General features: G+C 67.0%; 9 protein-coding genes and 1 pseudogene. 1 reads left to right on the top strand and 9 read right to left on the bottom strand.

Annotation, left to right across the window (positions count from 1 at the left end):
• Nucleotides 1-119: 119 nt before the first annotated feature.
• A complete protein-coding gene (locus FSZ13_RS04300) occupies nucleotides 120-575 on the top strand; it encodes a CopD family protein (protein WP_145478159.1) in 456 nt (151 codons plus the stop codon).
• Between the two features lie 153 nt (nucleotides 576-728).
• Here the strand turns inward: FSZ13_RS04300 and FSZ13_RS04295 are convergent, their stop codons facing one another.
• From FSZ13_RS04295 to rseP, 9 genes and pseudogenes are all read right to left on the bottom strand, one after another.
• Nucleotides 729-1688, bottom strand: a complete 960-nt coding sequence (locus tag FSZ13_RS04295; RefSeq protein ID WP_145478158.1) for an acetyl-CoA carboxylase carboxyltransferase subunit alpha — start codon at nucleotides 1686-1688, stop codon at nucleotides 729-731.
• A gap of 112 nt (nucleotides 1689-1800) precedes the next feature.
• A complete protein-coding gene (dnaE, locus tag FSZ13_RS04290; protein WP_145478157.1) occupies nucleotides 1801-5382 on the bottom strand; it encodes a DNA polymerase III subunit alpha in 3582 nt (1193 codons plus the stop codon).
• A gap of 631 nt (nucleotides 5383-6013) precedes the next feature.
• Complete coding sequence (locus FSZ13_RS04285) at nucleotides 6014-6676, bottom strand: ribonuclease HII (protein ID WP_145478156.1); 663 nt, start codon at nucleotides 6674-6676, stop codon at nucleotides 6014-6016.
• Nucleotides 6673-7839: pseudogene (gene lpxB, locus FSZ13_RS04280) on the bottom strand (lipid-A-disaccharide synthase); the annotation flags it as partial. The pseudogene lpxB and the gene FSZ13_RS04285, both read right to left, overlap by 4 nt.
• A gap of 2 nt (nucleotides 7840-7841) precedes the next feature.
• Nucleotides 7842-8627, bottom strand: a complete 786-nt coding sequence (gene lpxA / locus FSZ13_RS04275; RefSeq protein ID WP_145478154.1) for an acyl-ACP--UDP-N-acetylglucosamine O-acyltransferase — start codon at nucleotides 8625-8627, stop codon at nucleotides 7842-7844.
• Nucleotides 8624-9079, bottom strand: a complete 456-nt coding sequence (gene fabZ / locus FSZ13_RS04270) for a 3-hydroxyacyl-ACP dehydratase FabZ (RefSeq protein WP_145478153.1) — start codon at nucleotides 9077-9079, stop codon at nucleotides 8624-8626. Before fabZ ends, lpxA begins: the two co-directional genes overlap by 4 nt.
• Complete coding sequence (gene lpxD, locus FSZ13_RS04265) at nucleotides 9076-10098, bottom strand: UDP-3-O-(3-hydroxymyristoyl)glucosamine N-acyltransferase (RefSeq protein ID WP_145478152.1); 1023 nt, start codon at nucleotides 10096-10098, stop codon at nucleotides 9076-9078. Before lpxD ends, fabZ begins: the two co-directional genes overlap by 4 nt.
• A gap of 514 nt (nucleotides 10099-10612) precedes the next feature.
• On the bottom strand, nucleotides 10613-12979 hold the full coding sequence (bamA, locus tag FSZ13_RS04260) for an outer membrane protein assembly factor BamA (RefSeq protein ID WP_145478151.1): 2367 nt from the start codon (nucleotides 12977-12979) through the stop codon (nucleotides 10613-10615).
• 73 nt (nucleotides 12980-13052) lie between these two features.
• Complete coding sequence (gene rseP, locus FSZ13_RS04255; RefSeq protein ID WP_145478150.1) at nucleotides 13053-14411, bottom strand: RIP metalloprotease RseP; 1359 nt, start codon at nucleotides 14409-14411, stop codon at nucleotides 13053-13055.
• Nucleotides 14412-14417: the final 6 nt, after the last annotated feature.

Here is a 14417-nt window from a genome sequence, read left to right as displayed (position 1 = left end):
GGCGGGCAGAGTGGAAGCGGCCGCCATGGTACCGCGCTGCGTCAAAGCGTCGCGCATGCGGCGACGGTGCGAATCGGCCAGAATGCACGACATCCCAAGCCAGCCGCCGGAGCAAGCGCATGCAGTCCTACTACTGGGTCAAGACCTTCCACCTGGTGTTCGTGGTGGCGTGGATGGCGGCGGTGTTCTATCTGCCGCGGATCCTGGTCAACCTGAGCGAGACCGCCGGCCAGCTGCCGGTGATCGAGCGGCTGCAGCTGATGGGCCTGCGCCTGTACCGGTTCGGGCACATGATGTTTGGCATCGCGCTGGTGCTGGGGCTGGTGCTGTGGCTGGGCTACAAGGTGATTCCGGACTTCCCCACGATGGTCGCGCCGGGGGCGGCGGGCTGGCTGCATGCCAAGCTGGGGCTGGTGGTGCTGCTGCTGGTGTATTTCAGCTGGACCGGGCGCCTGCTCAAGGGCGCGGTGAAGGGCAGGGTGCTGCCGTCGTCGCGCGCGCTGCGCTGGTTCAATGAGCTGCCGCTGGTGTTGTTCATCGGGGTGGTGTGGCTGGTGTTGGCCAAGCCGTTCTGAGCGACCCGGCATTGCGCAGCCACGCAGGGCGTGGCTCTACGCCGGGCACCAGAATGCCGTAGAGCCACGCCCTGCGTGGCTGAGCCATCCGGACGAAGACAAAAAAACCGGGCGCAAGGCCCGGTTTTTTGTCGCCTCAATCGCAGCGTCAGATCAGGCCGTTTCGTACGCCCCATACCCGCGCAGGCGCTCGTAGCGCTTCTGCAGCAGGTCCTCGGTGGACAGCTTTTCCAGCGTATCCAGCTCGTTGAGCAGCACCGCTTTCAAGCGCTTGGCCATCTGGTTCGGGTTGCGGTGGGCGCCGCCGGTCGGCTCGCGCACCACCTTGTCGACCAGGCCCAGGCTCTTCAGGCGCGGGGCGGTCAGGCCCAGCTGTTCGGCGGCGTCCTTGGCCTTGCCTGCGTCCTTCCACAGGATCGAGGCGCAGCCTTCCGGGCTGATGGTCGAATACACGCTGTACTCCAGCATCAGGGTGCGGTCGCCCACGCCCAGCGCCAGCGCGCCGCCGGAGCCGCCTTCGCCGATCACGGTGCAGATCACCGGCACCTTCAGTTCGGCCATTTCCATCAGGTTGCGCGCGATCGCTTCGGACTGGCCGCGCGATTCGGCGTCGATACCCGGCCAGGCGCCGGCAGTGTCGATCAGGGTCAGCACCGGCAGGCCGAAGCGCTCGGCCATCTTCATCAGGCGCAGCGCCTTGCGGTAGCCCTCCGGCTTGGGCATGCCGAAGTTGCGCTTGATCTTTTCCTTGGTGTCGCGGCCCTTCTGGTGGCCGATCAGCATGACCGGGCGACCGCCGATGCGGGCCAGACCGCCGATGATCGCCTTGTCGTCGGCGAAGGCACGGTCGCCGGCAAGCTCCTGGAACTCATCGCAGATGATCCGGATGTAGTCGGCGGTGTAGGGGCGCGAGGGATGCCGGGCCAGCTGCAGCACCTGCCACGAGGTCAGGTTGCGGAAGATCTGGGCGGTACGCAGCCGCAGCTTGTCCTGCAGGGTGCGTACTTCGGCTTCGACATTGACCGCCGGGCCGGCGCTTGCGCTGCGCAGCTCCTGGATCTTTGCCTCCAGATCAGCGATGGGTTGCTCGAAGTCGAGGTAGTTCGGATTCATCGGAAGCCGTCGTGAAGAAAAGAGGGAAAGTGTAGCCGAATGCGTCTAAATGCCCCGTACGGGGTCGTCTGGTGGAACACCCCAGCCGGGGCGGGTCCCGGCGCTACCTGGATCAATTCGCCCATGGCGGGCTGTACCGGACTTTGAGCGTGCGCACGGCCGGGTCGGCCCGCAGCGCGTCCACCAGCTGGCTGTCCACGCGCACGGCGACGTCGCCGGCCACGTCCAGCATGCCGGCCACCGGGCCCTGCTCGGAGCCCAGCAGCAGGTCCAGGCGCAGGGGGGTGCGGCCGGGACGGTGGCGGTCGAGCAGGGCGTTGACCCGGCCCCACACCGGCTCGCCCTGGCGCAGGTCGAGGCGGAGCGAGAGGCGGGTGGCGTAATTGGCGCAGATTTCCTCGAAGTCCCAGCACTGACGGATGCGCAGGGCATAACCGCCGTTGAATTCGTCTTCGCGCAGGCCGCCCTTGACCACCAGGATGCGGTCCTTGGTCATCAGGTGGCCGAACTCGGCCAGGCCATCGGTGAAGGCGCTGCACTCGACCCGACCCTTGCCGTCTTCGAGCTGCATGAAGATCTGGCTTTCGCCTTTGCGGCGCACGCCGACCACCAGCCCGGCCAGGATCACCGGGGTTTCCTGGCGCCAGGCGCGCTTCTCGCCGTCCTTGCTGGGACGGGCAGGCGGGATGAGCTTCTCCAGCATGCCCAGGTCGGTGCCGACCAGTTCCTTGACGTCGTCGGCATGCGGGTCGAACGGATGGCCGCTGAGGTAGAAGCCCAGGGTTTCGCGCTCGCCGTCGAGCAGCTGGCCCAGCGGCCATTCCTTGGCCTCGGGCAGGTCCAGCTGCAGGGCGGTGCTGACCGGATCAGGTGCGCCGAACAGCGAGTTCTGCCCGGAGGCCTTCTCGCGCGACATCTGGTCGGTGGCCTTGAGCACTTCGGGCAGCTGCAGCATCAGCGATGCGCGATTCTTGCCGAGGCCATCGAGCGCGCCGCAGTTGATCATCGCTTCCAGCGTGCGCCGATTGAGCTTGCCGGACTCGATGCGCATGCAGAAGTCGAGCAGCGACTGGTAGCGGCCCTTGGCGAGGCGCTCGTCGACCACCGCTTCGCACGCGCCCTGGCCGACACCCTTGATCGCGCCGAGTCCGTACTGGATGGTGTCGGCGCTGGACGCTTCGAACATGTAGGCCGATTCGTTGACGCGCGGCGGCAGTACGGTCAGGCCGAGGTTGCGCACTTCGGCCAGGAAGCCGACCACCTTGTCGGTGTTGTCCATGTCCGAGGACAGGGTCGCGGCCATGAATTCGGCCGGGTAGTGCTTCTTCAGCCAGGCGGTCTGGTAGCTGACGAGGGCGTAGGCGGCGGCGTGCGACTTGTTGAAGCCGTAGCCGGCGAACTTCTCCATCAGGTCGAAGATTTCGTCGGCCTTGGGGCCGTCGACGCCGCCCTTGGCGGCACCTTCGCGGAAGATCTCGCGGTGCTTGGCCATTTCGGCCGGCACTTTCTTGCCCATCGCGCGGCGCAGCAGGTCGGCGCCGCCGAGCGAGTAGCCGCCCACGATCTGCGCCATCTGCATGACCTGCTCCTGGTACACCATGATGCCGTAGGTGTCTTTCAGGATCGCTTCGGTACGCGGATCGGGATAGATGATTTCTTCCTGGCCGTGCTTACGCGCGTTGAAGGAAGGAATCAGGTCCATCGGGCCGGGACGGTACAGCGATACCAGGGCGATCAGGTCTTCGAAACGGTCGGGGCGCGCGTCCTTCAGCAGGCGGCGCATGCCAGAGGATTCGAACTGGAACACGGCGCCGGTGTTGCCGTTGGCGAAGATGTCTTTGTAGGTGGGGGCGTCGTCGAGCGGAATGGCGGTGATGTCCACCGGCGGGATGCCGGCGCGCGCATGGCGCTTGTTGATCGCCTTGACCGCCCAGTCGATGATGGTCAGCGTGCGCAGGCCCAGGAAGTCGAACTTCACCAGGCCGATTTCTTCGACGTCGTTCTTGTCGAACTGGGTGACCGGGTTGCGGCCGCGCCCGCTTTCGTCGTGTTCGGCGAACAGGGGGCAGAATTCGGCCAGCGGTTCGGGCGCGATCACCACGCCGCCGGCGTGCTTGCCGGCGTTGCGGGTGAGGTCTTCGAGCTGGCGCGCCAGGTCGATCAGGTCGCGCACGTCGTCTTCGTTCTGGTAGCGCTGGATCAGCTCCGGCGATGCCATTTCCGAGTCCTTGCCTTCGCCCATGGCATCCTTGAGCGAGATGCCCAGGATGTTGGGGATGAGCTTGGACACGCCGTCGACCAGGCCGTACGGGAAGCCGAGTACGCGCCCGGAGTCGCGCACCACGGCCTTGGCGGCCATGGTGCCGTAGGTGATGATCTGGCTGACGCGTTCGCGGCCGTACTTGCGCGCGACGTAGTCGATGACTTCGTCGCGGCGATCCATGCAGAAGTCGATGTCGAAGTCGGGCATCGACACGCGTTCGGGGTTGAGGAACCGTTCGAACAGCAGGTTGTACGGAATCGGGTCGAGGTCGGTGATCTGCAGGGCCCAGGCGACGAGCGAGCCGGCACCGGAACCACGGCCGGGCCCGATCGGGATGCCCTGGCCCTTCCCCCACTGGATGAAGTCGGCCACGATCAGGAAGTAGCCGGGGAAACCCATCTTGATGATGGTGGCCAGTTCGAATTCGAGGCGTTCGAAGTAATCTTCGCGGGTCTTGCCGTCGGCGAGCGGGTTCTTCTCCAGGCGCGCTTCCAGGCCCTTGCGCGATTCGCTGCAGATCCAGCTGTCCAGCGTCTCGTTGTCGGGCACCGGGTAGTCGGGCAGGAAGTAGGTGCCCAGCCGCATTTCCATGTTGCAGCGTTCGGCCAGCGCGAGGGTGTTGTCGATCGCGTCGGGAATGTCGGCGAACAGGGCGCACATTTCCTCGGGCGATTTCAGGTACTGCTGGTCGCTGTAGTCGCGCGGGCGCTTGGGGTCGTCGAGGACGCGGCCGGAGGAAATGCAGACGCGCGCTTCATGGGCGCTGAAGTCGTCGGGGCGCAGGAAGCGGACGTCGTTGCTGGCGATGACCGGCAAGCCACGCTGGCCGGCGGCGACCAGGGCGAACTGGTTGAAGGCTTCTTCGCCGTCGCGGCCGGTGCGGGTCAGTTCCAGGTGCAGGCCATCGCCGAATACGCGCTGCCAGTCGGCAAGCTGCTGTTCGGCAAGGTCATGGCGGCCGTCGCCGGCCAGGCGCCCGGCGAGGCTGTCGCGGCCGGCAAGGGCGAACAGGTTGTGGCAGCCGGCCTTGAGCCAGTCGGGATGCACGGCGACGCCGCCTTCAGGGCGGTGGCCTTCCATCCAGGCGCGGGTGAGCAGGCGCGACAGGCTGAGGTAGCCTTCGCGGTCGCGGCACAGCAGGGTCATGCGCCAGGGGGTCATGCCCTCTTCGGCGATCATGATGTCGGCGCCGGCGATCGGTTTGATGCCGACGGTTTCAGCGGCCTTGTAGAACTTGACCAGGGCGAACAGGTTGTTCAGGTCGGTCACTGCCAGTGCGGGCAGGTTCAGTTCGACGGCGCGGCTGAGCAGGTTGGCCTGCTTGGCCTTTTTCGGGTCAGCCTGATCCGGTTTCGCCGGGACACGGATGGTCGAATCCGCCAGCGAAAATTCGGTGTGGACGTGCAGATGTACGAAACGGGAAGTGGTCATGCCGGGCCAATGTAATGCCCGGTCAGGGTAGCGGCGGGGGGCAAGCCGGACAAGCCTTGACAGTTCGGTGGGTTAAGGCGGGCGTCCGGACTAGCGACGAAGCCAGAGCCGAAGCCAAAGCGCCTCGTCGGGGATCTACGTGCTGGGGCGGCGGCGGGGGCAGGGGTACGGGACGCGCCGTAAACCGCCCTCCGGGCCCCGGCCCAACCGCCAGCGGTTGGGCGTTCAGTCGCACGCGAGGCAGTGCCTCGCAGGCAGTGCGCCTTCACCCTTGGGGGCTCTCTTGCAACATCCATGTTGCAAGGAAAGGTCCCGTACCCCTACCCCCGCCGCCGCCCCTTACGGACGATCGGCGGCCACGGCAGACGCGGGTGTTGCCGGGCTCCGCCCGGCAACTGCTTTTCCCGTGGCAGCGACACACTGTCGAGAGGTGGGTCGGGGCGGGTTTTTGGGGGTGTGAGCCGCATGGATGCGGCGACCAAGCCTACAAGGACGTATTTACGGCGTCCCCCACGGACCCGCCCCGACCCGCCTTGGCAAGGGCAACGTTGCATATGGGCTGTTCGCCCAAATGCGTGAAGCAGCCGGGCAGAGCCCGGCTCTACGCCGGGTTGGCAGCATCGGCTGTGCGTCAGGCCGTCATGGCGCTGGCGGGCGCAGCCACACAGTCGCGCACCGGGGCGAAGCTCTGGCGGTGGTGCGGGCAGGGGCCGTGGGTGCGCAGGGCGGCCAGGTGGGCCGGGGTGCCGTAGCCCTTGTGCTGGTCGAAACCGTATTCGGGGTGCTGCTCGTGGAGCTGCAGCATGTAGCGGTCGCGGCTGACCTTGGCCAGGATCGACGCGGCCATGATCGCGCGGTCGAGCGCGTCGCCGCCGACCAGTGCCTGGGCCGGGCAGGGCAGGCCCTTGGGCACAACGTTGCCGTCGATGCGCGCGAACTGGGCCACGTGCGCCACCGCTTCCACCGCCCGGCGCATGCCGAGCATGGTGGCCTGGTAGATGTTGAGCGCATCGATCTCGCCTACGTCCACCATGACCACGTGGAACGCCAGCGCTCGCTGCTGGATCCTGTCGAACAGCTGGTCGCGGCGCAGCGCGGTGAGCTGCTTGGAGTCGTCCAGGCCGTTCAGGCGCGGCCGGTCGGGGCAGAACACCACCGCCGCCACCGCGACCGGGCCGGCCAGCGGACCGCGGCCCGCCTCGTCCACGCCTGCCACGTAGCGGGGCGCGACGGTGGCCAGCGCCGCGCCGTCGAACAGCGCCAGCGAGGCCGCCGCTGCATGGCGCCGGCTCATGCCGCTGCACCGCCGCGTGACAGCAGCTCGGCCACCGCATCGGCCGCGCGCGCCGAGGCGTCCTGGCGCAGCTGCAGGTGCAGCTGCTCGTAGGTCGGCTGGATGTCGATCCCGCGCTGCGGATGTTCAAACCATTGCAGGATCGCATCGGCCAGCTTGTCCGGCACGCAGTCGTGCTGGATCAGCTCCGGCGCCAGGTCCTTGCCGGCCAGGATGTTGGGCAGCGCGAAACGGTCCACCTTGATCAGGCCCAGTGCCTTGACGATCCGGTAGGTCAGCTCCGCCACCCGGTAGCCCACCACCATCGGCCGCTTCACCAGCATGGTTTCCAGCGTGGCCGTGCCCGAGGCCAGCACCACCACGTCGGCCGCGATCATCGCCGTACGCGCCTCGCCGTCCAGCACGTGCGAATGCGCCACCGGCAACGCCGACCGCGACAGCTGCTCGTTGATCAGCTGGCGGCAGGCCGGGTTGGCCGCCGGGACCACCACGTGCAGGCCCGGAATACGCTCCGAAACCTGCCAGGCCGCCTCGAAGAAGGCTTCGCCCAGCTTGCTGATCTCGCCCAGCCGGCTGCCCGGCAGTACGGCCAGCACCTTCGCATTGACCGGCAGGCCCAGCGCCACGCGAGCCGCCTCGCGGTCGCTGTGCAGCGGGATGTCGTCGGCCATCGGGTGGCCGACGAAGCGTGCATCGATGCCGTGCCGCGCATAGATCGGCGGCTCCATCGGGAACAGGCACAGCACCAGGTCGGCGCTGGCGCCGATCTTCTCCGCGCGCTTCTCGCGCCAGGCCCACACCGACGGACTGACATAGTGCACCGTGCGCACGCCGCGTTCCTTCAGCCAGCGCTCCACGCCCAGGTTGAAGTCCGGCGCATCGATGCCGATGAACACGTCCGGCTGCCACTCCAGCACGCGGGTGCGGAATGCCTTGCGCAGGGCGAGCAGGCGCGGCAGGTGGCGCAGCACTTCGGTCAGCCCCATCACCGCCAGTTCGCTGGCGTCGAACCAGGTCTGGCAGCCGGCGTTGCGCATGGCGTCGCCGCCGATGCCGGCAAACTCGGCATCGGGGAAGCGGCGTTGCAGTTCGCGGACCAGACCGGCGCCCAACAGGTCGCCGGAAGCTTCACCGGCGACCAGGGCGATCCGCAGCGGCCGAGCGGTCATCGCAGCAGCGGCCTCTCGGCGTGCTCGATGAAGTCCAGCATGTCCTTGACGTCGGCGCTGTGCGTGGCCTGTTCGGCCAGCTGCACCTTGGCTTCGGCCAGCGGCAGGCCGGCCACGTACAGGGTGCGGTAAGCACGCTTGATGCTGGCGATGCGCTCGGCATCGAAGCCACGGCGCTTCAGGCCTTCGCTGTTGATGCCACGCGGGCGACCCAGCGAGTCGCTGCCGACCATGGTGAACGGCGGTACGTCGCCATTGGTCAGTGCGCCCATGCCGAGGAAGGCGTGGGCACCGATGCGGCAGAACTGGTGGGCACCGGCGAAGCCGCTGATGATCACGTAGTCGCCCACGGTCACGTGGCCGGCGAGGGTGGTGTTGTTGGAGAACACGCAGTGGTTGCCGACATGGCAGTCGTGCGCCACGTGGGTGTAGGCCAGCATCCAGTTGCCGTTGCCGATGGTGGTGACGCCACCGCCGCCGCCGGTACCGCGGTTGAGGGTGACGAACTCGCGGAACACGTTGTCGTCGCCGATCACCAGTTCGGTGCGCTCGCCGGCGTATTTCTTGTCCTGCGGTTCGCCGCCGACGGCGACGTGGCCGATGAAGCGGTTGTTGCGGCCGATCCGGGTCGGGCCGTGGATCGAGCAGTGCGGGCCGACTTCGGTGCCGGCACCGATCTCGACGTCGGCACCGATCAGGCAGAACGCACCGACACGCACATCCGCCGCCAGTTTTGCCGACGGGTCGATGACCGCGGTGGGGTGGATGAGCGGCGCGTTCATTCGCGGGTGCCGGCGCAGAGCACTTCGGCGCAGGCGACGACTTCGCCGTCGACCTTGGCCACGCAGTCGTACACCGCCATGTTGCGGATCACGCGCTTGATCTCCACGTGCATTTCCAGCACGTCACCGGGCACGACCTGCTTGCTGAAGCGGGCCTTGTCGACCTTGACCATGTAGAACAGCTTGGACTGGGCGTCACGGCCCAGGGTGAGCTGGGTCAGCACGCCGCCGGCCTGGGCCATGGCTTCGATGATCAGCACGCCGGGCATGATCGGCTGGCCGGGGAAGTGGCCCTGGAAGAACGGTTCGTTGATGCTGACGTTCTTGGTGGCGACGATGGTGCGCTTTTCGTAATCGATCGCGACGACCTTGTCGACCAGCAGGAAGGGGTAGCGGTGCGGGATCAGCGCCTGGATTTCGGTGATGTCCGGCAGCTTCTGTTCGTGGCTCATTCCTTCTCCTTGCTTACAGACAGGATGCGACGGGCCAGGGCATCGAGCTGCTTGAAGCGCGCGGCGTTCTTGCGCCACGTGCGATTGTCGGTCAATGGGGTCCCGGACGAGTACTCGCCCGGTTCGGTGATGGAGTTGCGCACCACGGACTTGCCGGTGATGACCACCTTGTCGCAGATCTCGAGGTGGCCGACGACGCCGACGGCGCCGCCGAGCAGGCAGTAGCGGCCGATCTTGGCGCTGCCGGCGATGCCGGTGCAGCCGGCGATGGCGGAGTGGGCGCCGATCTGGACGTTGTGGGCGATCTGGACGAGGTTGTCCAGGCGCACGTCGTTGTCGAGCACGGTATCTTCGAGGGCACCGCGGTCTACGCAGGTGTTGGCGCCGATCTCGCAGTCGTCGCCGATCCGCACGCCGCCGAGCTGGGGCACTTTGATCCAGCTGCCGGCATCCATGGCCAGGCCGAAGCCATCGGCGCCAAGCACGGCGCCGGGATGGATGCGCACGCGCTTGCCGATGCGGACGCGGGTGACCAGGGTGACGCGGGCGATGAGTTCGCAGCCGGTGTCGAGGCTGCAGTCTTCGCCGATGACGCTGCCCGGGCCGACGATGCAGTTATCACCGACCACGCTGCGCGCGCCGATGGTGACGAACGGGCCGATGTGGGCGCTGGCGGCGACCTGGGCGTCGGGATCGATGACGGCGCTGGGGTGGATACCCGGCGGCCGGGTCGGGGCGATGTCGAACAGCGCGGCGATCTTGGCGAAGGTGGTGTACGGGTCCTTGGCGATCAGCGCGGTACCGGGCGCGGCGTCGGCGTCGTCGGCGCGCAGCACCACGATGCCGGCCTGGCTGTCGGCCAGCTGGGCCCGGTAGCGCGGATTGGCCAGGAAGGTCAGCTGGCCGGAGCCGGCATGGGCAAGCGTGGCCACGCCACGGATGGCGGTGCTGCCATCACCATGGACCTGCAGGCCAAACTGCTCGGCGAGTTGCTGGGCGGTATAGGTAGGAGTGTTCACGCCGCGAGTTTACCGTGTGCCGCCAGTTCGGTCATGCATGCGATCTTGGGCTGTCGCCGCCCGGCGCCGGGTTGCCGGGGCGCGCGCTGCAGCAGACGCGGCTGCCGGTGGGGCGAGCGCGGGGCCGCCGTGCCCTTGTGGGCGAATGTCCCCCGGCGTCGGCCTGCGGCCGCCCCCTTCCTCCTTTTAATTCGCCCACAAGGGCACGGCGGCCCCGCACTCGCCCCACCGGCGTCGGCACCCTGACATCCGCTTTCCATCGCCAACCGCAAGCCGAGCCCCGTCGCGGCCGGTAGGTCCCTGGCAAAGTAAAGGAGGAGGTGGCGGCCGCAGGCCGGCGCCGGGGGACATTTGCATAGGGGCCTGCCGGCCGCGGCGGGGCCCTCAACGCCCGCGATGAACCCGATCGAAGACCGTGCGCCCCTCTGCAACGGGCCGTTGCAATGACGCTGCGCTTCAACGGGCAAAAAAAACGCCGGGCAATGCCCGGCGTTTCTGCTGATGCTTCGAGCGGTTAGAACTGGCCGCCGAAGGTGAACTGGAGACGCTCGATTTCGTCGCCGTCTTCCTTCTTGAGCGGGAAGGCATAGCTGATCGAGATCGGGCCGACCGGGGCGCGCCAGAGCAGGGCGACACCGGCCGAGGCGCGCAGTTCGTTGGCCTTGAAGTTGTCGACGCCGTTGTACACGTTACCGACGTCGAAGAACGCCGATACGCGCGCCGAGGGGCTGTCGAACAGGCGCGGGAAGTAGGCTTCCACCGAACCCACCGTCTTCAGCGAACCACCCAGCGGCTGGCCGCGGCTGTAGTAGTCGGTCGCTTCCGAGCGCGGACCCAGGGTGTTGTCTTCGAAACCGCGCACCGAGTTGGTGCCGCCGGCGTAGAAGTTCTCGAAGAAAGGCAGGCCCGACGCGGTGACCACGCGGGTGGTTCCGTCCTGATTGGTAATCACGCGCGACACGTCGTTGCCGTACGAGTCGCCGTAGCCGACCTCGGCGCGGGTGTTGATGACCAGCGACGGGATGATCGGCCAGTACTTGGAGACCTGGTAGTTCAGCTTGTAGTACTCGACCGTCGAACCCGGCAGGGTGGTTTCCAGGCCCACGCGCTGGTACATGCCGCGGGTCGGCATGAAGTAGTCGTTGCGGGTGTCGCGCGCCCAGCCCAGCTCGGTGCGCCAGGAGTGGAAGGTGCGTTGGCCGATGGCGTCGATGTAGTCGATGATCGACTGCGGGGTCGAGCCCTGGTAGGTCGTGATCTGGTTGCTGTCGATACCCACCATCAGCGACACGGTGTCGTTCTCGGTGATCGGCACCCCGAACACCACCTGCGCCGCACCGTTGGTGCTGTTGTACTGCGCGGTGTTGAAGTCCGAGTAATCCAGTTCGCGCCAGGACAGGTTGTAGCCCAGCGACACGCCGTCGTCGGTGAAGTACGGGTTGGTGTAGGAGAAGCCGTAACGCTGCAGGTAGCTGCTGCGCGACGCTTCCACCGACACGCGGTTGCCGCCGCCGAGGAAGTTGTTCTGCGACAGCTGCACCGACGTGGTCATGCCGTACGACTGCGAGTAGCCCAGGCCGAACACGAAGCTGCCCGACGTGGTTTCCTTCACGTTGTAGACCACGTCCACCTGGTCGTTGCTGCCGGTCACCGGCGGCGTCTCGACATCGACCGACTCGAAGTAGCCCAGACGCTGCAGGCGGATCTTGGAACGGTCGATCGCCGCCTGCGAGTACCAGCTGTTCTCGAACTGGCGCATTTCACGACGCAGCACCTCGTCGGAGGTACGCGTGTTGCCCTTGAACACGATGCGGCGCACGCCCACGCGCGGACCCGGGACGACCTGCATGTTGATCGCCACGGTACGCTCGGCGCGGTTGCTGGTCGGGATGGGGTTCACCTTCGCGAACGCATAACCGATGTTGGACAGCGAATTGGTGATGGCGTCCGAGCTGAACTCCAGCAGCGCGCGCGAGAAGGTATCGCCCGACTTCTGGATCAGCATGCGCTCCACGTCTTCCTGCGGCAGGATCGTGTCGCCGGTGACCTTGATCTCGGAAATCTTGTACTGCTCACCCTCGGTCACGCCGGCGGTGATGAACATGTCGCGCTTGTCGGGACTGATCGAGACCTGGGTGGAGTCGATGCTGAAGTCCACGTAGCCGCGGTCCAGGTACCAGGAATTGAGTTTTTCCAGGTCGCCGGACAGCTTTTCCTTCGAATACTGGTCATCGCGGCGGTACCACGACGCCCAGTTGTGTTCCTTCGATTCCCAGGTCTTTAGGATGTCCTCGGACTCGAACTTCTCGGTCCCGACCAGGTTCACGTGCTGGATCTTGGCGGCCTTGCCTTCCTTGATCGCGATGGTGATGTCCACGCGGTTGCGGTCCAGCGGGCTCACCGTCGGGGTGATCTCCACGTTGTACTTGCCGCGGTCGTTGTACTGGCGGCGAAGTTCCTGGGTCACGCGGTCCAGGCTCAGGCGATCGAAGGTGCCACCCTCGCTCAGGCCGATGTCGTTCAGGCCCTTGAGCAGCTGGTCGCTCTTGATGTCCTTGTTGCCGGTGACGGTCAGCTTGTTGATCGCCGGGCGTTCCTTGACCGTGACCACCAGGATGTCGCCCTGGCGCTCCAGCTGCACGTCCTCGAAGAAGCCGGTCTTGTACAGGGCGCGGATGGACTCGCCGACCTTGTTGTCGGTCAGGGTCTCGCCGCGTTCCACCGGCAGGTAGGTGAACACGGTACCGGAGGTGATGCGCTGCAGACCATCGACACGGATGTCGCTGACGGTGAAGGGCTCGGCTGCCTGGGCCAGGGCGGGCGCGCCGAAACCGGCGGCGAGTGCGAGGGCAAGCAGGCGGCGATTGGGGAGTCGCGTCATGTCACGTCCGGTTGGAGTCGAATACGTTGTTTCAGGATGCCGGCGCATAAGACGACGACAAAAGGGTAAAAGTTCATCGCGGGAACAGACCGAGGATGTCGTTGTAGAACGCCAGTCCCATCAGTCCGGCCAGCATGGCAAGGCCGATGAACTGGCCGGTCGCCATGGCACGCTCGCTCAGCGGGCTGCCCTTGACCAACTCGATAAGGTAATACAGCAGGTGCCCGCCGTCCAAGATGGGGATGGGCAGCAGGTTGATGATGCACAGGCTCAGCGACAGCACCGCCAGGAACCAGAGGAACCAATCCAGCCCGCGCTGGGCGGTCTGGTTGGCCACGCGGGCGATGGTGACCGGCCCGGAAACGTTCTGCAGCGAGGCATTGCCGGTGACGATGCGGCGCATCATGCCCAGCGAATCGCTGGCCGCGCGCCCGGTTTCGCGCAACGCGGCGGGGATGGCCGCCAGCGGACCGTACTGCAGCGTGGTGTCGTAGGCCGGCGCGCTGGTCTGCGGGAAGCCCACGCCCACCTGCCAGGTGGGCTGGCCGCGGCCGTCCTTGCCCTGGCGCGGGGTGAGTTCCAGCGCCAGCCGCTCGCCGCCGCGCAGGACTTCCACCATGCCCGGGCCACCGCGCCTGCCCAGCGCCTGGATCGCCGGCGAGACCTGGTCGGCCGCGTCGATCCGCTCGCCGTCCACGGCCAGGATCAGGTCGCCGGGCAGCAGCACGCCCTGGGCGGCCGAATCGGCTACCACCTGTTCGACCAGCGCCGGCTGCAGGTGGAACTGCCAGGTCAGCCCGGCCAGCGAAGCCACCCAGCGTTCATCGAAACCGGCCGGCAGCTGCGACAGCGGCAGGGTGCGGGTCTGCACTTGGTCCTGCGCGTCCAGCACTTCCAGCGTGGCGTCGTGGCGGTCCATCGCGGCCGTGGTCAGGGCCATGGCCGCCTGGCTGGCGGTGACCACGCTGCGTGCGTCCACGCTCAGCACCCGGTCGCCGGCCTGCAACCCGGCCACCTGGGCCATGCCGGTGGTGCGGCCGATGGTCGCCGAATAGTCCTGCTTGCCCAGCACGAACATGGCCCAGAGCAGGGCCACGCACAGGACCAGGTTGGCCAGCGGGCCGGCCGCGACGATGGCGATGCGTTGCCACACCGACTTGTGGTTGAAGGCCAGCCCGCGCTCGGCCGGATGCACCTCGACCTCGCGCTCGTCCAGCATCTTCACGTAGCCGCCCAGCGGAATGGCGGCAATGGCGAATTCGGTACCGGCACGGTTGCGGCGCATGAACAGCGGCCGCCCGAACCCGACCGAGAAACGCAGCACCTTCACCCCGCAGCGCCGCGCCACCCAGTAGTGACCGAACTCGTGGAAGGTCACCAGCAGGCCAAGGCTGACGATCATCCACCAGACGGAGCCGATGAATTCACCCATGGTGGA

The sequence above is a fragment of the Stenotrophomonas rhizophila genome (genome assembly GCF_007667275.1).
Taxonomy (GTDB): Bacteria; Pseudomonadota; Gammaproteobacteria; order Xanthomonadales; family Xanthomonadaceae; genus Stenotrophomonas; species Stenotrophomonas maltophilia_AE.
This window is presented reverse-complemented; position numbering and strand designations above follow the sequence as displayed.